We start from the raw sequence: 14559 nt of genomic DNA, 5'->3' as shown, positions 1-14559 counted from the left end.
ATTTGAAAATGAAACGCTATCTGATAATACAACTTCTATTTCTCTGTGCTATAGTGCCTGCTATGGCACAGTATTACAGTGTAAATTATGATACTCGCACTGTAGCGGAAATGTCGGCGGCTTTCGGTACAGAAGCTGCTACTGAGGCGTATTATGCTCAACAGATAGCCAAGATCAGGGAACATTATCAGGCAGCGGAAGTGGCTGCTGCAGGAATCTTCAGTTCCAAGTTCCTCGATCGCAGAGCTCTCACAAATCTGGGACTTTGGACCAGTGCAACAGAGAACTACTATTACCGCCGTATATACAACATGGTGTCTGCCAAAATTATGCCCAAAATATGGACTGTTGCCGGCATGATGCTTAAAAGTCCTCATAACACCCTCTATTGGGGTAGCTATCTCTATAAGATCTGTGATGAGGTAAAGACTTTGTGTTATCAGTTTGAGTCTATTGTTACCAATAGTACTTTGTCATTCAAGGACATCGTATTTCTTGAAATCAACCAGGAACTTGCAGCAATTCTGAAATTGTCAGAACTGGGCAATGTGGATTGGAATGTTCTGCTTGAAAGCTTCTCAAATATTGGTACAAACTTCACAAAGGAAAACCTGAAGCAAGACATAGATAACCTCTATGCGATGGGCGTTAGCCTTGCTTCAGCTGGAGCCGGCAATGCTGTAAGTTCCATTCTTGGAAACAGTTCCTTTAACGGAACCATCATGGACAAGACAAGCAGTGTCATTGAGATAGCCGAGAATGTGTACGACTTGTACGGCAATCTTTCCAAGAATGCCGGAAATACCTTATTACAGTTTATCGGTGGAGAGGAAGGCATCGCCAATCTCTTCTCTTTGTCGAATTACAACACAACGGCATGGATTACAGACTATGCCAATGAAGCATTCGGCCAGTACTACACACAAAGGTGGTATATCTACCGTGTAGATGCTGGTACAATTAAACTTTGCGACTATTATCCTCCTGAAGACAATAACTCAATTATCAACGGTAATCACTGGTACAGAATCAGCACTACAGATGAAAACTTTTATCCATCCTCCGCACAGCGTGAAGCCGCACTCCAAAACTCCGAGAATCATGCAGGATACAGTCGTTCACAGATAGCCAATCTGAATAAAGCCAATGATGGCTATACCTATAGCATCTCATATTATATGCTCGCATACAAGATTAATTCTTCAAAGAATGGATTGTATGCAAAAGCATACGCTTACGAGATTCATGCTACCAAAAGCTGGAATCGTAAGGAAGTAGTCTATGAAGACATATTTGATTCATACACTATGGACCTGAATACATTTAAGGCGGGTATGAACGCACGTCTATCTGAACTTAACGATAATGAAGAGGGCTATACCTATTATCTGGGAAGTGACCCAAAGAAATACTATCAGACTACCAATGCCCAGAAGATTTCAGGATGTGAGACAGCAACCATCAGCGTAACCTGTCATGACGGTGCCAAATTAGGAGAAGGTTCAACACAATACAAATGTTCTGATTGTGGAAGCAGTGTAAACAACCATACCAAGCAATGTTCTATGGCAACAAGTGTTTCCGAAGGAAGTATCAATATATCTGAAATAGACTCCAAGATAACGGAATTGAAAGGAAATATTGTCTCAGTACAATCAGAAATAACAGCACTGGAGGCAGAAAACGCAGAGCTCCTGAAAAAAATCCAGACAGCAAGCGTCGAGGATGCTGCAATATACAGACAGTCCTACAATGAGAACAAGGACAGAATATCAAGCCTAAAAGCTGAGATGAGCTCGTATGAGACAGAACTGTCACAGTATGAACAGGCAAAGCAGGAAGCTATCGACGGCGAGAATGCTGCCACGGATGACTACTACCGCATACCGGCTATCATGCAGGATTGTAAAACAGCCTATAATCTGTCGTGGAACGGTTCAGGTGCATGGGAAGGCAATACATTCGTTCGTACTGCATCCATGCCCAACATCAACGGTACCATAACCTTTAAAGCAACCATCTCCATAGCCAGGAAACCAAAATATTTTCTTTGGATTAAGATACACCGTGCTATCGTACAGATTTCATGGACGCTTACTACTGAGTACAGTGACACACAGGTTGTTGAAGTAGTCAATCTCGATCCGTCCAAATCGGATGCGGAAAAAGCCAACGAGGTCAATTCAAAATTATCAGAAGTGGCCAGAGAATTTCCGGATTGCACTCCTTCTGTGGAATATGCCAAAAGTAGTCCTGTAGAAGTCGATGATACCGGTGATACCTATCATCTGCTCTGGTCAAGCGACAGACTTGAAATAGCCCGTCAGATTGACACTAGACTCACCAATATCTATGCCGACCTTGTATCATTGGAAAAGATGATGCACTACAAACATTCCATCATAGATATGTTGAAAAGCGTAGTCCCGTATATCAACGATGACAGTGGCAGAAGATTGACACTCATTGAACAATGTAGAAAACGCTGGTTGCGTCAGGCAGCCTCCAGTGCTCACTCAGATACATACAATGGTAAATACGATGAAGATGAAAACGACCAGGAATAACATATTGCCGATTATTGTATGCCTTTTGGTATTGTTCCCGTTCACAGCCAAGGCTCAATATGGTTTTGATGTAGCTTCCATAGAAGCTTATATCAACGACCATAAAGAACAACGAAGTCTGCTGCTTGTTCGATCCACACTGGAGGCAAGCAACAAACTTCTGCATGAGTACAGCAGTGATGCCAATATCGGTTTCAAGGACATCAATAAAGAGCTTGACAGATACACCCGTGCGTTTGATATTATTGATATTCTGTATCAGTCTCTAAGGACAAGTCTCAATATCTATAACACCTACGAAAACATCAGTGACCGTGTGGGTGATTATAAAAACATGCTTGAAGACTTCAGAAGGAAGTGTCTGGACAGAGGAAACATTGTAAGCACAGATACCTTAATAATCACAGTCAATGCCGGGGCCTTGGCAAATATTACAGAAGAAGGAGACAATCTGTATCGTTCGGTCAGTGATTTAATCCTGTATGCAACCGGTGCGGCAGCCTGTTCAACTGCGGATCTTTATATCATTCTGATGAACATAAACAACTCACTCGACAATATCAGGACGCATCTGAACAGGGCATACTTTGAGACCTGGAGATACATTCAGGTACGCATCGGATATTGGAAAAGACAGGTTTATCGTGCAAAGACCAAGGAAGAGATTATTAATGATGCTTTTGGCCGGTGGAAAGTTGCGGGCTATTTAGGCTATTAAATAACAATTTAAAACTCAACAGATATGGTACATTCTATCAGTTATCGGACAACATTATGTTTATGTGCAATGCTGCTTTGTTTCAAAGCAGCTGCCCAGTCTTATGTGACATACAACCACGATGCTACAAAGATGAATCAGATTACAGTTCAGGAAATAGGTGTTGGCGGACTAACCCCTGCTTTCTACTACACCCTCTTTCATAACAGCTACCAGAAATCGGCAGCAAGTAAAAACAAGCTGAGCTTTAGGACACTGGCTGGTGTAGAATCATACCAACAGGTAGATTTAGCTGACAGCATTCAAGCGTCACTGACTCAGCGGGCAGAAATTGAAGCTCTCAATATTGCCGATAGACAGATTGATATTGCCTGGCTTGCAGAAGGCAGCAAAGTGAATAACAAGCTATCAGACTTTGAAAAGAATATCAACCGCATCATCAGTTCTGGAGGTACGGTAAATGATAAAACGCGATGGAACGAATACTACAATATGTTCAGGACAGCCATTAAAGAAACCCAGGACGCTTATATGCCAAACGCCCAAAGGAAAAGACAATACCTTGCGATATATGCTGATATAGAGCATCAGAATGAAATTCTCATAGCGTATCTGATTCAGTTAAGCAACAGGAACAAGACAGCTTCCTTGTTGGCCGCCCGCTTGAACAGACGAACTGATGTTGCTTCTCATGCAACCGAAGCATTTAGCCGTTGGCGAGAAGCCGGGCAACTAAATTCAGAAGGGCACAATTAACAGAGAATTATAACATAAAAGGAAACTAAAATCATGGCAGATTCAAATATACTCTCAGATTTCGGTATCAATATTCTTGAAGAAGAGATTGATGACGTGATTTTCCAGACAAACGAGTTCCTTACAGATGCCACATTCACAGGCTCACAAGGACCGTTCTGGTGGATTCTCCAAATGTGCATGGCTCTCGCTGCTCTGTTCTCTATTGTAGTGGCAGGAAATATAGCCTATAAGATGATGGTGAAGCACGAGCCTCTGGACGTTATGAAACTGTTCCGGCCATTAGCTATATCCGTTATTCTATGCTGGTGGTATCCACCTGCAGATACGGGTATAACTAACAGCGGAAGCAGTTGGTGCTTCCTTGACTTTCTTTCTTACATTCCTAACTGTATCGGTTCATATACTCATGACCTTTATCAGGCAGAATCCTTACAGATAGAAGATAAATTTGAGGAAGTTCAGGAACTCATTTATGTCAGGGACACTCTCTATACATCCTTGCAAGCTCAGGCTGACGTAGCACATTCAGGAACGTCCGATCCGAATCTTATTGAGTCCACGATGGAACAGACCGGTGTTGAAGAAGTGACCAACATGGAAAAGGACGCATCCAAACTATGGTTTACTTCACTAACTGCCGGTGCAGTGGTCGGACTGGATAAAATCATTATGCTCATCGCTCTGATAGTTTATCGCATCGGTTGGTGGGCAACCATCTACTGCCAGCAAATCCTGTTGGGGATGCTGACCATCTTCGGGCCGATACAGTGGGCATTCAGTCTTCTGCCCAAATGGGAAGGTGCCTGGGCAAAGTGGCTCATACGTTATCTGACCGTACACTTCTACGGAGCTATGCTGTACTTCGTTGGATTCTATGTACTGCTCCTATTTGACATTGTCCTGTGCATACAGGTAGAGAATCTGACTGCCATTACCGAAAGCGAACAGACCATGGCGGCCTATCTGCAGAACTCGTTCTTCTCAGCCGGCTATCTCATGGCCGCAAGTATTGTGGCACTGAAATGTCTCAACCTTGTACCTGATTTGGCCGCATGGATGATACCGGAAGGCGATACAGCATTCTCAACTCGAAACTTCGGTGAAGGAGTCGCACAGCAAGCCAAAGTATCAACCCAAGGCATGATTAGCAAAGTATTGTAAGCAATAAATCAATATGGAATATTATGGTAATTAAGAATCTTGAAAACAAAATCAAGCTGGTGCTGATTATATGTTCCCTTTTCCTTGCAGGCTGCATCATCATCTGCATCTCCAGCATTTGGACAGCCAGGACAATGGTCTCGGATGCCCATAAGAAAGTCTATGTTTTGGACGGCAATGTGCCTATTCTTGTTCATCGGAGCACAATGGACGAAACGCTTGACGTAGAAGCTAAGTCTCACATCGAGATGTTCCACCATTATCTTTATATTAGTTTTCCATTGGAATAGATGAGAACTGAAAAGAACTTAATATCATTATATATCAATACTTTATGCGATTTATTCAAAAAGATGATGAGTTCTTATTTTCGCTAAATCGGGTTAATTTTGTTACTTTGTTTGCTACTATTTTGTTACTTTGAAAAATAGTTTGTAGTTTTGCATCTGTAAAATGACCGTATAGTAACAAAATAGAGTTTTATGACCATACAGAAATCGCATATCACACTTAAATACAAGGAGATAGACAACGGGAAGAAGTCTGCCTACCTTGACTATTATAAGGACGGCAAACGCATCCGCGAAGCCCTCCACCTCTATTTGTTACCCGAAACATCTAAAAAGAATATCGCAGCTAACAAGCGGACGATGAAAGAAGCCGAAACTGCCCGTGCCGCCAGGGAAGATGAACTGCTTGCCGTGCGATTTGGTATAGAAACCAAAGAGCCGTCAGCCATGCGTATTGGAGAGGCCATTGACGAGTACGAGAAAATCATGCTCGATAAGGGCGATGCTTCTACCGCATGTAATATAAGAAGTATGAAAAAGGCTGTAGATGCTTATCGTGGATTAGATACGAAAGTGGTTGATATTGACGAAAGCTATTGTGACGGTTTGGTTGACTTCCTGCATAAGGACTACACCGCGCAATTCGGGAAAATTAGCATGTCATCTGCAAGAATATACATCTACCTTTTCAGTAGCACACTCAATCAGGCAGTAACGGATGGTGTGATAGGTGTTAATCCCCTCCGCTTCGTTAATATCCACGGTCGTATCACAAGGGAACGTCCGCTGAAAAAATTTCTGACCGTTGATGAAATACGCTCTTTAATGAATACCCCATGCCCTGTAATGGCAAGGCCGCAAGTCAAGCAGGCGTTTATGTTGAGCATCTTCACATACTTGTCTTTTGCTGATGTCCTCTCCCTCAAATGGAAAGACATAAAAACGGATAATGACAGAACGACAATCGAAATACATTCAAGAAAGTCATCCATACCGCTTACTTCCATATCAATGCGCTGGCTACCCGAAACTACGAACCATCGCGGACTTGTATTCAAAGGTCTGCCGAGAGATACTGAAATCAGAAACATACTATTGCAATGGGGAAAGAACGCCGGAATAGAACAACAGTTGAGTTTCAGGCTTGCGCAAAACACCTTTATATATCTGTTGCTCATCACTGGCACCGACATCGGAACTGTCAGTTGTATGCTCGGCCTTACGCCCAAGACGATGAAAGGATATATGAAAATGGTTGCCGCGAGTCATATTGAGGATAAGAAAGAAACAGTGGAAATCGAATAATCAACAAAAATATAACACCATGCCCAGACCGAAGAAAGTTATCAAGGCGAAAGAGCCTGTCCGCATCCGCTTCAAGGAATTGCAGAACGGAAACAAGTCCATCTATCTGGATATTTACCGCAACGGGAAGAGGACGTATGAGTTCCTTAAACTTTATATCGTGCCGGAGATTGACCCGGCAAGCCGCGCCATGAACCAACACAACATGGCTTTGGCGAACAAGATTAAGGCAGACCGTATCATAGAACTTACCAACAACGAAAAGGGAGTTTCAAACGCCACGTTGCGTGGCCGTATCAAGTTGTCGGAATTGCTCGGCCTCTATGCAAGATGGCTGGAGGACAACGGCAAAAAGTCATCCCTCCGTGGTGTCAATTCCATACGGAAAGCGACATACCAATTCCGTGGCGATGTTCCCATAAGGATGCTTGACAAGGATTATTGCTTGGCTTTTATGAATTTCCTGCGGAACGATTACAAGGCACGGACGAACCGTCCTATTTCTATGACCACCGCCTCCGGGTATGTCACTGTGCTTAGTGCCATGCTGAATTGGGCTGTGCGGAATGATTATCTTTCCGAAAATCCGTTCACGCACATTGCAGCAGCAGACCGCATCCACCGTCCCGAAAGTAAACGCGAGTTCCTGCAGATTGATGAACTGAAAAAGATGATTGCAACGGAATGTCCTACCCGTCCTGCCGTGAAGCAGGCTTTTCTATTCTCCTGTTATTGCGCCTTGCGCATTAGCGATGTTGTCGGTCTTACATGGGGCGACATTCACAAGGACGGCGACCAGTGGAGGGTGTTCACTGTAATGGAAAAGACCAACGACCCTATTTATCTTCCGTTATCCAAGCAAGCGATGAAGTGGCTGCCGGAGCGTGGCGATGCAAAGGACGAGGACAAAGTTTTCGACCTTCCGTCCGAAAGCCGCATCTGCATCATCCTTGACAAATGGGCAAAGGCGGCTGGGATAAACAAGCACGTGACCTACCATGTCAGCAGACACACCTTCGCTACCATGATGCTGACTTTGGATGTTGACATTTATACCACGAGCAAGCTGCTCGGCCACAAGAACATTTCCACCACGCAGATTTACGCGAAGATTATCGACCAGAAGAAAGACGAGGCAGTCAACCGCGTCAATGACATTTTCAAAGACTAATCCCTGTTGTATGCGATGAAACGATTGTCCGATAACTTTCTTACGATGCTATTGCCGCTTACGGTGTTAACCGCAACCGCATTCGGGGTGGTAGCCGCCGTTGCTTTCCGTATGGAAGCAACTACGGCTGCATTTGTCTTTACCGCCTTGTCAATAATCGGTTGGATTGGGCTGGTTGTAGAATTTTTCCTTTTGTACGACATCATCACAGACAAGTGGCTTTCAAAAGACCGCTCTGTTTTGACAGCCTCTTGGTTTGTGGTTTCACTGTTGATTGCCTTCATCCTCACGCCTGACAAACACATGGACTGGAGTACGTTCATCGTCATGACTTCACTCTTTGCCGTGCTTTTCCTGCTGCCCTGCATCATCGGCATGGCTTACGGGGAACGGATAAAGTCGTGGTTGCGCCAACGATGGAACAGGCTTGTTCCAGGCAAGCAACAGGCTGTTGACAAACAAGTGGAGAAGCAAATCGAGGCTGTGCTTTCAATACCTACGCCGCCAGTTGCGATGAAGCAGGAGGATGAAATCCGGCACTACGACCATCTTATTTCACAAGTTCAACCGGAACAGATAAAGAAGTTGCCAGAAGCATTGCAGACCAACGATGCGCTGTTCTTGCTCGTGCTGTTCCGGGAGGACGGCTATTTGGATGCGGACTTCCAGCCTCTGATGAAAAAGGAGGATGACGAAATCAACCAAACGCTCTATGCCTATATCGCCAACGCCCTATGCGCCGCACTCAAAATCAGGAAAGGCAAATGGGTAATCTTCGAGAAGTTCTGGCCGCTCAACAACGGCGCACAGTTGGCAAGCAACCTCAAAGCCGCATCCAAAGACAACCCGTCCGAACACCAAAGACATATTGCCAAGCTGTTGCGCAAGGCCACGCGACTGCGTCCGAGACTTGACACATACGACCTTGAAGAGTTCAAGAAACTCTAACCGCATACTTTTATAAGACCACTTTCTTGTTCCCGTCATTGCAAACCGATGGCGGGATTTTTGTGTCCGTCCGTGAACACCTTTATTTCTTTCCGCACTGATAGATTGCCATGTATGGATGATATGGGATTATGGAGTGTTTAGAGTTCCTTTATACATCGTTTTAGCCTTATTTATACTCGCATTTATAATCCGCAAAATGCCATTATAGTGTCATTTACATTGATTGCTATTGGAATTTGCCGCCATACCTTTGCATTGTCGCCACGACAAGGGCGCAGTCGATTATCAATTAAAAATATACGCACATGACAGAGCAACGAAAACTTTTAAGCACAAAGGAAGCGGCCGAGTATTGCGGCTTCAAGCTGTCCTACTTCCGCAAGCTAATGATGCGCCGGGTTATCCCGATGTACAAGCCGTGCGGCAAGTTGTGTTTTTTCAAGAAAGAGGATTTGGACGCTTTCCTTACAGGTGTCCGCATTTCATCCCAAGAGGAAATTGCGGAGGAAGCCGACCGCTATCTTGCAGGACGGAAGTAAACAACATTTTTAATTCACATCAAAAACAAATTGTATTATGGAACAACAGAACAAGAACATGGAACAGGCTGGCACAGTTACAGCTGTTCCGACCGTAAAGAAGAACGAGAGCCGTAAGCGTGAAGTTAGCGGCAAGGACGTACAGGCAATCCGCACATTCTTGGAGAGTGTTGGTATCTACGAAGCGGATGCACTGCGCGTGAGCATAGTCATCGCTGACGGCAAGGCAACGGCAGAAAGCATTTCGGCGGATGACCGCCTTGCGCTCAACCGCTATCTAAACAGCGGCACGGACAACGACAGGTTGACAGCGGACAACATACAGGGACATCGGTTGAACCGTGCGTTCGGATTGCTGGAGCGTGTGGCGGAGTTTTGCGACAAGCGGCAGTTGGTAACTGTCAACAAGGCATTGCTTTCCATTGCGGTGAACGCGACGGACATCAGCCGTGCCGTGTCGAGCCTTGACAAGCGGCCTGCACCCGGACAACCGTTTTCGGGCAACGCTAACAGCAACGGAGCAAACAAGTGACCGTGTGCTAAAGTTGGAAAGAAGTATGTTAGGTGTCTGTCCATGCAGTTTATTTTCTTCCCTTATTTCGGGACAGGACTTATTGACCGGCTGATGCGTGGCTTTCACCAAATACCTTTCTACTTATACGCAATTCAACTATTTCAAGCCGTGCAGGGTACAACAAAAAGCAAGTCGGTATTTCTATACAGATACCTGCATGGCTTCATTCCATTCAAATAAAAACAGTATCACATTTATAAAGTCATAGATTTTATGGACAAGAAAACATACAGGTTCATGTACCCGTCAGGAATTGCATCATTCTCTTTCAGCTTTTCCGACCATGCAATGCAATGGCTGTGCGGAACAACGACCGATGACAACGGCAGGGAGACAGGCAACTTTGTTCTGTTTGGCGACCTGTTGGCAAGAATGGCGGTTGCCGCCGGAGAGAGCAAAGGCTTCCGCAGGACACTCATGCTTTCCGCTGGTCAGGCACAGTATTCCGAGGAACAGCTTTCATCGCAATGGAGCATGGGTAGGAAGCGCATACGCAACCTGCTTGCCATGCTTACGGATATGGGGCTTATCGACACTTGCCGTTCAAAGGTTGCATCAGTGATGACATTTCCGTGCCTTTTGAAATGGGAAACAGCGGGAAACGGCATCATAAAAAACCCTTTTATTCCTTACGAGCAGAGGGAAAAATAAGAGCCATCAGAAGCCGAGCCGATAGCAGCATAGTGCAAACGACACCTCCCGTTGTTCCATTCTCCGGCATTTCTACTGGCACAAGTCTGTACTGGTTGTGGCAAGCGGACGGCTGGAATGGCATGGAGCAGTAGCGTTCAGTTGCGAGATATGCCGAGGTATTACCGCCTCCGGACGGTATTACCACGACACTCTCGCAACGGCTTGGCAGGCCGTTGTCCTTGCCGCTCGCAGGCTCGCACCATCCCTTTTGTAGATACCGTATTATTCCATTTTAAGAACTTTTGTTTATGGCATATGAAGAAGATACTTCCAAGCAGCAATCCGAACAGGAAAAGCCTGTTGTAAAGCGTGACAAGGTGGTGGTCACCAAAGTCACGGAACAGGAGCTTGCACAAATCAAAAGTACCGCTGACCAGTGCGGCATGACACGCAGCGATTTCATCCGTGCGAGGGCACTCGGCTACAAGCCACGGCAAAGGCTTTCCGACAAGGAATTGGACGGATTGCGGCAACTTGCGGCTTGCCGCACTGACATGGTGAACTTCGCCAACGCCCTGCACGGACTGACCGACAACGAGAAGATACGCCTTTTCCGGCACCAGCCGACCATGCTTGACTGGTACGAGAAAGTGGCGTATGTCACAGACCGTGTCACCGATTTCTTGCAGTCCGCACAGACGGCCAACAGCTATCCGGCAGGGACAACAAACGAAAAAGCGAAGGAGGACGGCGCATGATAGCCAAGGCTAAAGCCGTAGCCCACGGCATAAGGGCGATGCTGTATGTGTCGGGAGAATCGAGGAACAAGAAGCATCCCGAAAGGATTACCCGTATCTGTGACAACTTCATGCAGCAAGGAATGGATGCGACAGGCATTTTTACGGAAATGAAGTTCGCTACAATGAACCATCCGAACATCAAGAACAATGTCATCCGCATGGAGATAAGCCCGGCGATGGAACATACCGAAAATTTCACTTTGGACGATTGGCGGAAACTGTGGCAGGACTTCGCAGCCGCTTTCGACATTCAGGAAATCCGCAACAAGGACGGCAAGGTAATTTCTGAGCAAACAAACATATCGGGCAGCAAGTCCTCCGTGTGGCTGCATGAGGAATCCGACAGTGGCATACCGCATCTTCATGCCATCGTCAGCCGCGTGGACGAGGACGGGAACATCAACAACGACCACGCCATCCACCTCCGCGCACAACGGGCGGCTGAAATGATTGCCCGGCAAAGGGGATGGACTACGGCGCAGCACATACACGAGACCAACATCCCCAAAGTCAGTGCCGACTGCATGGAGGCCTTGTGCGAACTTGATAAGTGGTCATGGGACGGCTACCAAGAAAGGCTTGCCGCCAAAGGCTATGACTTATATTTGCGCAAGGACAAGAAAGATGTCATTCGTGGTTATGTGCTTCTTAAAGGTAACACGAAATTCAAGGCTTCGGAACTCGGAAAAGGGCGCAACCTGACTGCATCCCGTATCAGGCAGACATGGGAGAAACTGCATCTTGAACAGACGAAGCAATCCCGTCCGACACCCAAACCAACCGCCAAACCGACATCGAAACCACCCGCGCCCAATGTTACGAAGCAAAAGCCACAGCCTGTTATACGGCAGAGCAATCAGGTTTACGAGGACTACACGACCTATAAGCCGAACAGCCAGCCCACGGAGTTTGAGCACGACGGAAAGACCTACAAGCGTTATTTCCCGGACAAGGTGCTTGCCTTCTTCAATGACGAGTTCGACCATCGGGAGCTGGCCAACTGGCAGGACTTGCAGAACTTGGCGATGGCTTACTTTACCCTTATAGCGTCACCATATGAGGTGACATCGGGCGGAGGTGGCGGCGGTTCGCAGTCCGACCTCAAATGGGGGCGCGACCCGGAGGAAGACGAGATTGAATTTGCCCGTCGTTGTGCGCGTGAGGTTTCGCACAGGCTCGGCACACAGAAGAAAACAGGAATAAAACGTAAATGACAACGAATTAAAAACAGCTACAATAATGAAACAACTCGATACTGCCGCACTGCGTGAGCGGCTTGCCAATTATACGCCCGAAGAAGAATTGAAGCAGGATATGCAGGAGCTTGATGGACTGCTTCAGGAAGTCAACTGCCAAATGGTTGAGCTTCGCAATCTGCTGAATGAAATCCATGCCCTGAAGGAAGAACTGCATGCCATACACGGCAGCTTGAAGCATACCGTCCAACGTGAACGTACTGCTTTCAATGCTTTGGTTGCGGCAAAGGACAGTGCGGACAACATCGTGGACGGCATCAGCCGCGCCATTGTCAAGGCGGAACAGCACACAGTCATTCGTGCTAAAGTAGATGACAGTGAATTGGCAAAGTTAAACCAATGTTCAGTCAATCACATCAAGGCAGAGAAGAAACTCTTGAAGGAACATTGTAAAGAGTTAGCCAAGCACCTTCAAAAGGATGAAGGTATTTGGATTCCCAACCGATGGATCACAATACTGACTATCGTTTATATCATATGTTATTTAGCTATTCTGTTATGGGCATTAGTGAAAGAATGAAATGAAACAGATGGAAGTTAAATTGGACAGAAACCATAATATTAATGTATGACAACAACAGTAAAAATAAAATTTCGCCCGTCAACGGTCGTAGGCCGACCGGGTACAATCGTCTATCTTGTCACTCACCGCCGTATTGTAAGACAAATTACGACTGACTACAAATTATATCCTCATGAATGGGATGAGAGTAAATCTACAGTTATAGCAATAAACAATGAAAATATTAGTAACGAGCGCAAGGAAGTCATTACGTTTGTTGATATGAAATTGCGTCATGATATGGATAGTTTAAAAATGGTTATTCAGAATCTGGACAGTAAAAAAATAGCATATACATCCGATAACGTGGTAACTGCTTTCCATGAACTTATGAGAACCCATTCGTTTAAATCCTTCATGGAAAACACCATATTCAGATTAAAACGATTGGGCAAAGAACGGACATCGGAAACCTACACATCAACATTGGCCAGTTTTATGCGTTTTCGTAAGGGCAGAGACCTCCTGTTTGAAGAAATGACTTCCGACCTTATGATGGAATATGAAGCTTGGTTGAAATCAAATGGAGTGAGAAGGAACACTGTTTCATTCTATAACCGCATACTCCGTGCCGTGTACAACCGTGCCGTGGAACAAGAACTCACGTCGCAACGTTATCCGTTCAAACATGTATATACCGGAATAGACAAAACTGTAAAACGTGCAATCCCATTAAAGGATATAAAACGCATCAAGGAATTGGATTTGTCATTAAGACCGAGCTTGGATTTCGCAAGAGATTTGTTTATGTTCTCATTCTATACACGTGGAATGTCATTTGTCGATATGGCTTATCTGAAAAAGACAGACCTTCGAGACGGCATTCTAACATATGTCAGACGGAAAACTAAACAGACGTTGCTTGTCAAATGGGAAAAATGTATGCAGAAGATACTTGACAAGCATCCAACGGGAGATTCGGAATACATATTGCCCATAATACGAGACCGAAATAACGAACGTCGACAATACCGCAATATGCTACGCCTAGTGAACAACAACTTAAAAAAGATTTCAACGTTAGCTGGATTACATACGAACCTTACAATGTATGTCAGCAGGCATTCGTGGGCCAGTGTAGCCAAAGACCAAAACATTCCTTTATCGGTCATCAGCGAAGGAATGGGACATGATTCGGAAAACACGACGCTGATTTATCTCACTTCATTGGATACATCAAGAGTTGATATGGCGAATGAATTGATATTGGGAAAGTTGTAGAGAATTAGCATTTGGATTGTTAAGCAAAACAGGAGTTCTCTCCATAGGAGAG

The 14559-nt window shown here is 45.3% G+C and carries 15 protein-coding genes and 1 pseudogene; 15 read left to right on the top strand and 1 reads right to left on the bottom strand.

All coding sequences use genetic code 11. The features are described from left to right. The first annotated feature begins 8 nt into the window (after positions 1-8). The 11 genes and pseudogenes from NW213_RS10705 to NW213_RS10655 all read left to right on the top strand — a co-directional run bounded on the left by NW213_RS10705 (position 9) and on the right by NW213_RS10655 (position 10686). Positions 9-2567 carry a hypothetical protein gene (locus NW213_RS10705; protein WP_258322756.1) on the top strand — a complete coding sequence of 853 codons (2559 nt, stop codon included), beginning with the start codon at positions 9-11 and terminating at the stop codon, positions 2565-2567. Beyond that, on the top strand, positions 2542-3285 hold the full coding sequence (locus NW213_RS10700; RefSeq protein ID WP_258322755.1) for a hypothetical protein: 744 nt from the start codon (positions 2542-2544) through the stop codon (positions 3283-3285). Before NW213_RS10705 ends, NW213_RS10700 begins: the two co-directional genes overlap by 26 nt. Positions 3286-3309: 24 nt before the next feature. Beyond that, positions 3310-4041: a DUF5045 domain-containing protein gene (locus NW213_RS10695; protein ID WP_062695345.1), complete on the top strand. Its 732-nt coding sequence runs from the start codon at positions 3310-3312 to the stop codon at positions 4039-4041. A 33-nt stretch (positions 4042-4074) separates the two neighbouring features. Next, a complete protein-coding gene (locus NW213_RS10690) occupies positions 4075-5205 on the top strand; it encodes a hypothetical protein (protein ID WP_258322754.1) in 1131 nt (376 codons plus the stop codon). A gap of 23 nt (positions 5206-5228) precedes the next feature. Further along, positions 5229-5474, top strand: a pseudogene (locus NW213_RS10685) (conjugative transposon protein TraK); the annotation flags it as partial. Positions 5475-5687: 213 nt separating this feature from the next. Then, positions 5688-6800 carry a site-specific integrase gene (locus NW213_RS10680; RefSeq protein WP_258322753.1) on the top strand — a complete coding sequence of 371 codons (1113 nt, stop codon included), beginning with the start codon at positions 5688-5690 and terminating at the stop codon, positions 6798-6800. A 19-nt stretch (positions 6801-6819) separates the two neighbouring features. After that, entirely contained in the window at positions 6820-7971 is a 1152-nt protein-coding gene (locus tag NW213_RS10675) for a site-specific integrase (RefSeq protein ID WP_258322752.1), read from the top strand. 15 nt (positions 7972-7986) lie between these two features. After that, entirely contained in the window at positions 7987-8919 is a 933-nt protein-coding gene (locus NW213_RS10670) for a hypothetical protein (protein WP_258322751.1), read from the top strand. A 308-nt stretch (positions 8920-9227) separates the two neighbouring features. After that, positions 9228-9461 carry an excisionase family DNA-binding protein gene (locus NW213_RS10665; RefSeq protein ID WP_258322750.1) on the top strand — a complete coding sequence of 78 codons (234 nt, stop codon included), beginning with the start codon at positions 9228-9230 and terminating at the stop codon, positions 9459-9461. Positions 9462-9498: 37 nt separating this feature from the next. After that, on the top strand, positions 9499-9993 hold the full coding sequence (locus NW213_RS10660) for a hypothetical protein (protein ID WP_258322749.1): 495 nt from the start codon (positions 9499-9501) through the stop codon (positions 9991-9993). A gap of 255 nt (positions 9994-10248) precedes the next feature. After that, entirely contained in the window at positions 10249-10686 is a 438-nt protein-coding gene (locus tag NW213_RS10655; RefSeq protein WP_258322748.1) for a hypothetical protein, read from the top strand. Here the strand turns inward: NW213_RS10655 and NW213_RS10650 are convergent. Beyond that, complete coding sequence (locus NW213_RS10650) at positions 10658-10873, bottom strand: hypothetical protein (protein WP_258322747.1); 216 nt, start codon at positions 10871-10873, stop codon at positions 10658-10660. The genes NW213_RS10655 and NW213_RS10650 overlap by 29 nt on opposite strands. Positions 10874-10976: 103 nt before the next feature. Here NW213_RS10650 and NW213_RS10645 point away from each other — a divergent pair, with 103 nt between their 5' ends. Genes NW213_RS10645 through NW213_RS10630 form a run of 4 tightly spaced genes read left to right on the top strand, consistent with a single transcriptional unit; the run spans position 10977 to position 14507 of the window. Continuing rightward, positions 10977-11426 (top strand): hypothetical protein, encoded by a 450-nt coding sequence (locus tag NW213_RS10645; RefSeq protein WP_258322746.1) that lies wholly within the window; start codon positions 10977-10979, stop codon positions 11424-11426. Then, positions 11423-12682 carry a relaxase gene (locus NW213_RS10640; protein WP_258322745.1) on the top strand — a complete coding sequence of 420 codons (1260 nt, stop codon included), beginning with the start codon at positions 11423-11425 and terminating at the stop codon, positions 12680-12682. The genes NW213_RS10645 and NW213_RS10640 overlap by 4 nt, the downstream gene beginning before the upstream one ends. Before the next feature lie 25 nt (positions 12683-12707). Continuing rightward, positions 12708-13244, top strand: coding sequence for a hypothetical protein (locus NW213_RS10635; RefSeq protein WP_258322744.1), 537 nt, complete (start codon positions 12708-12710; stop codon positions 13242-13244). A 48-nt stretch (positions 13245-13292) separates the two neighbouring features. Beyond that, positions 13293-14507, top strand: coding sequence for a phage integrase SAM-like domain-containing protein (locus NW213_RS10630; RefSeq protein WP_258322743.1), 1215 nt, complete (start codon positions 13293-13295; stop codon positions 14505-14507). Positions 14508-14559 lie beyond the last annotated feature (52 nt).

It is taken from the genome of Bacteroides sp. ET336 (genome assembly GCF_024733815.1).
Taxonomy (GTDB): Bacteria; Bacteroidota; Bacteroidia; order Bacteroidales; family Bacteroidaceae; genus Phocaeicola; species Phocaeicola cellulolyticus.
The sequence above is the reverse complement of the archived record's forward strand: the minus strand, read 5'-3'. Positions and strand labels throughout refer to the sequence as shown.

Coding starts and splice junctions, on each gene's coding strand:
- NW213_RS10705 (WP_258322756.1), top strand. CDS start 9: ATGAAACGCTATCTGATAATACAACTTCTATTTCTCTGTGCTATAGTG.
- NW213_RS10700 (WP_258322755.1), top strand. CDS start 2,542: ATGAAGATGAAAACGACCAGGAATAACATATTGCCGATTATTGTATGC.
- NW213_RS10695 (WP_062695345.1), top strand. CDS start 3,310: ATGGTACATTCTATCAGTTATCGGACAACATTATGTTTATGTGCAATG.
- NW213_RS10690 (WP_258322754.1), top strand. CDS start 4,075: ATGGCAGATTCAAATATACTCTCAGATTTCGGTATCAATATTCTTGAA.
- NW213_RS10680 (WP_258322753.1), top strand. CDS start 5,688: ATGACCATACAGAAATCGCATATCACACTTAAATACAAGGAGATAGAC.
- NW213_RS10675 (WP_258322752.1), top strand. CDS start 6,820: ATGCCCAGACCGAAGAAAGTTATCAAGGCGAAAGAGCCTGTCCGCATC.
- NW213_RS10670 (WP_258322751.1), top strand. CDS start 7,987: ATGAAACGATTGTCCGATAACTTTCTTACGATGCTATTGCCGCTTACG.
- NW213_RS10665 (WP_258322750.1), top strand. CDS start 9,228: ATGACAGAGCAACGAAAACTTTTAAGCACAAAGGAAGCGGCCGAGTAT.
- NW213_RS10660 (WP_258322749.1), top strand. CDS start 9,499: ATGGAACAACAGAACAAGAACATGGAACAGGCTGGCACAGTTACAGCT.
- NW213_RS10655 (WP_258322748.1), top strand. CDS start 10,249: ATGGACAAGAAAACATACAGGTTCATGTACCCGTCAGGAATTGCATCA.
- NW213_RS10645 (WP_258322746.1), top strand. CDS start 10,977: ATGGCATATGAAGAAGATACTTCCAAGCAGCAATCCGAACAGGAAAAG.
- NW213_RS10640 (WP_258322745.1), top strand. CDS start 11,423: ATGATAGCCAAGGCTAAAGCCGTAGCCCACGGCATAAGGGCGATGCTG.
- NW213_RS10635 (WP_258322744.1), top strand. CDS start 12,708: ATGAAACAACTCGATACTGCCGCACTGCGTGAGCGGCTTGCCAATTAT.
- NW213_RS10630 (WP_258322743.1), top strand. CDS start 13,293: ATGACAACAACAGTAAAAATAAAATTTCGCCCGTCAACGGTCGTAGGC.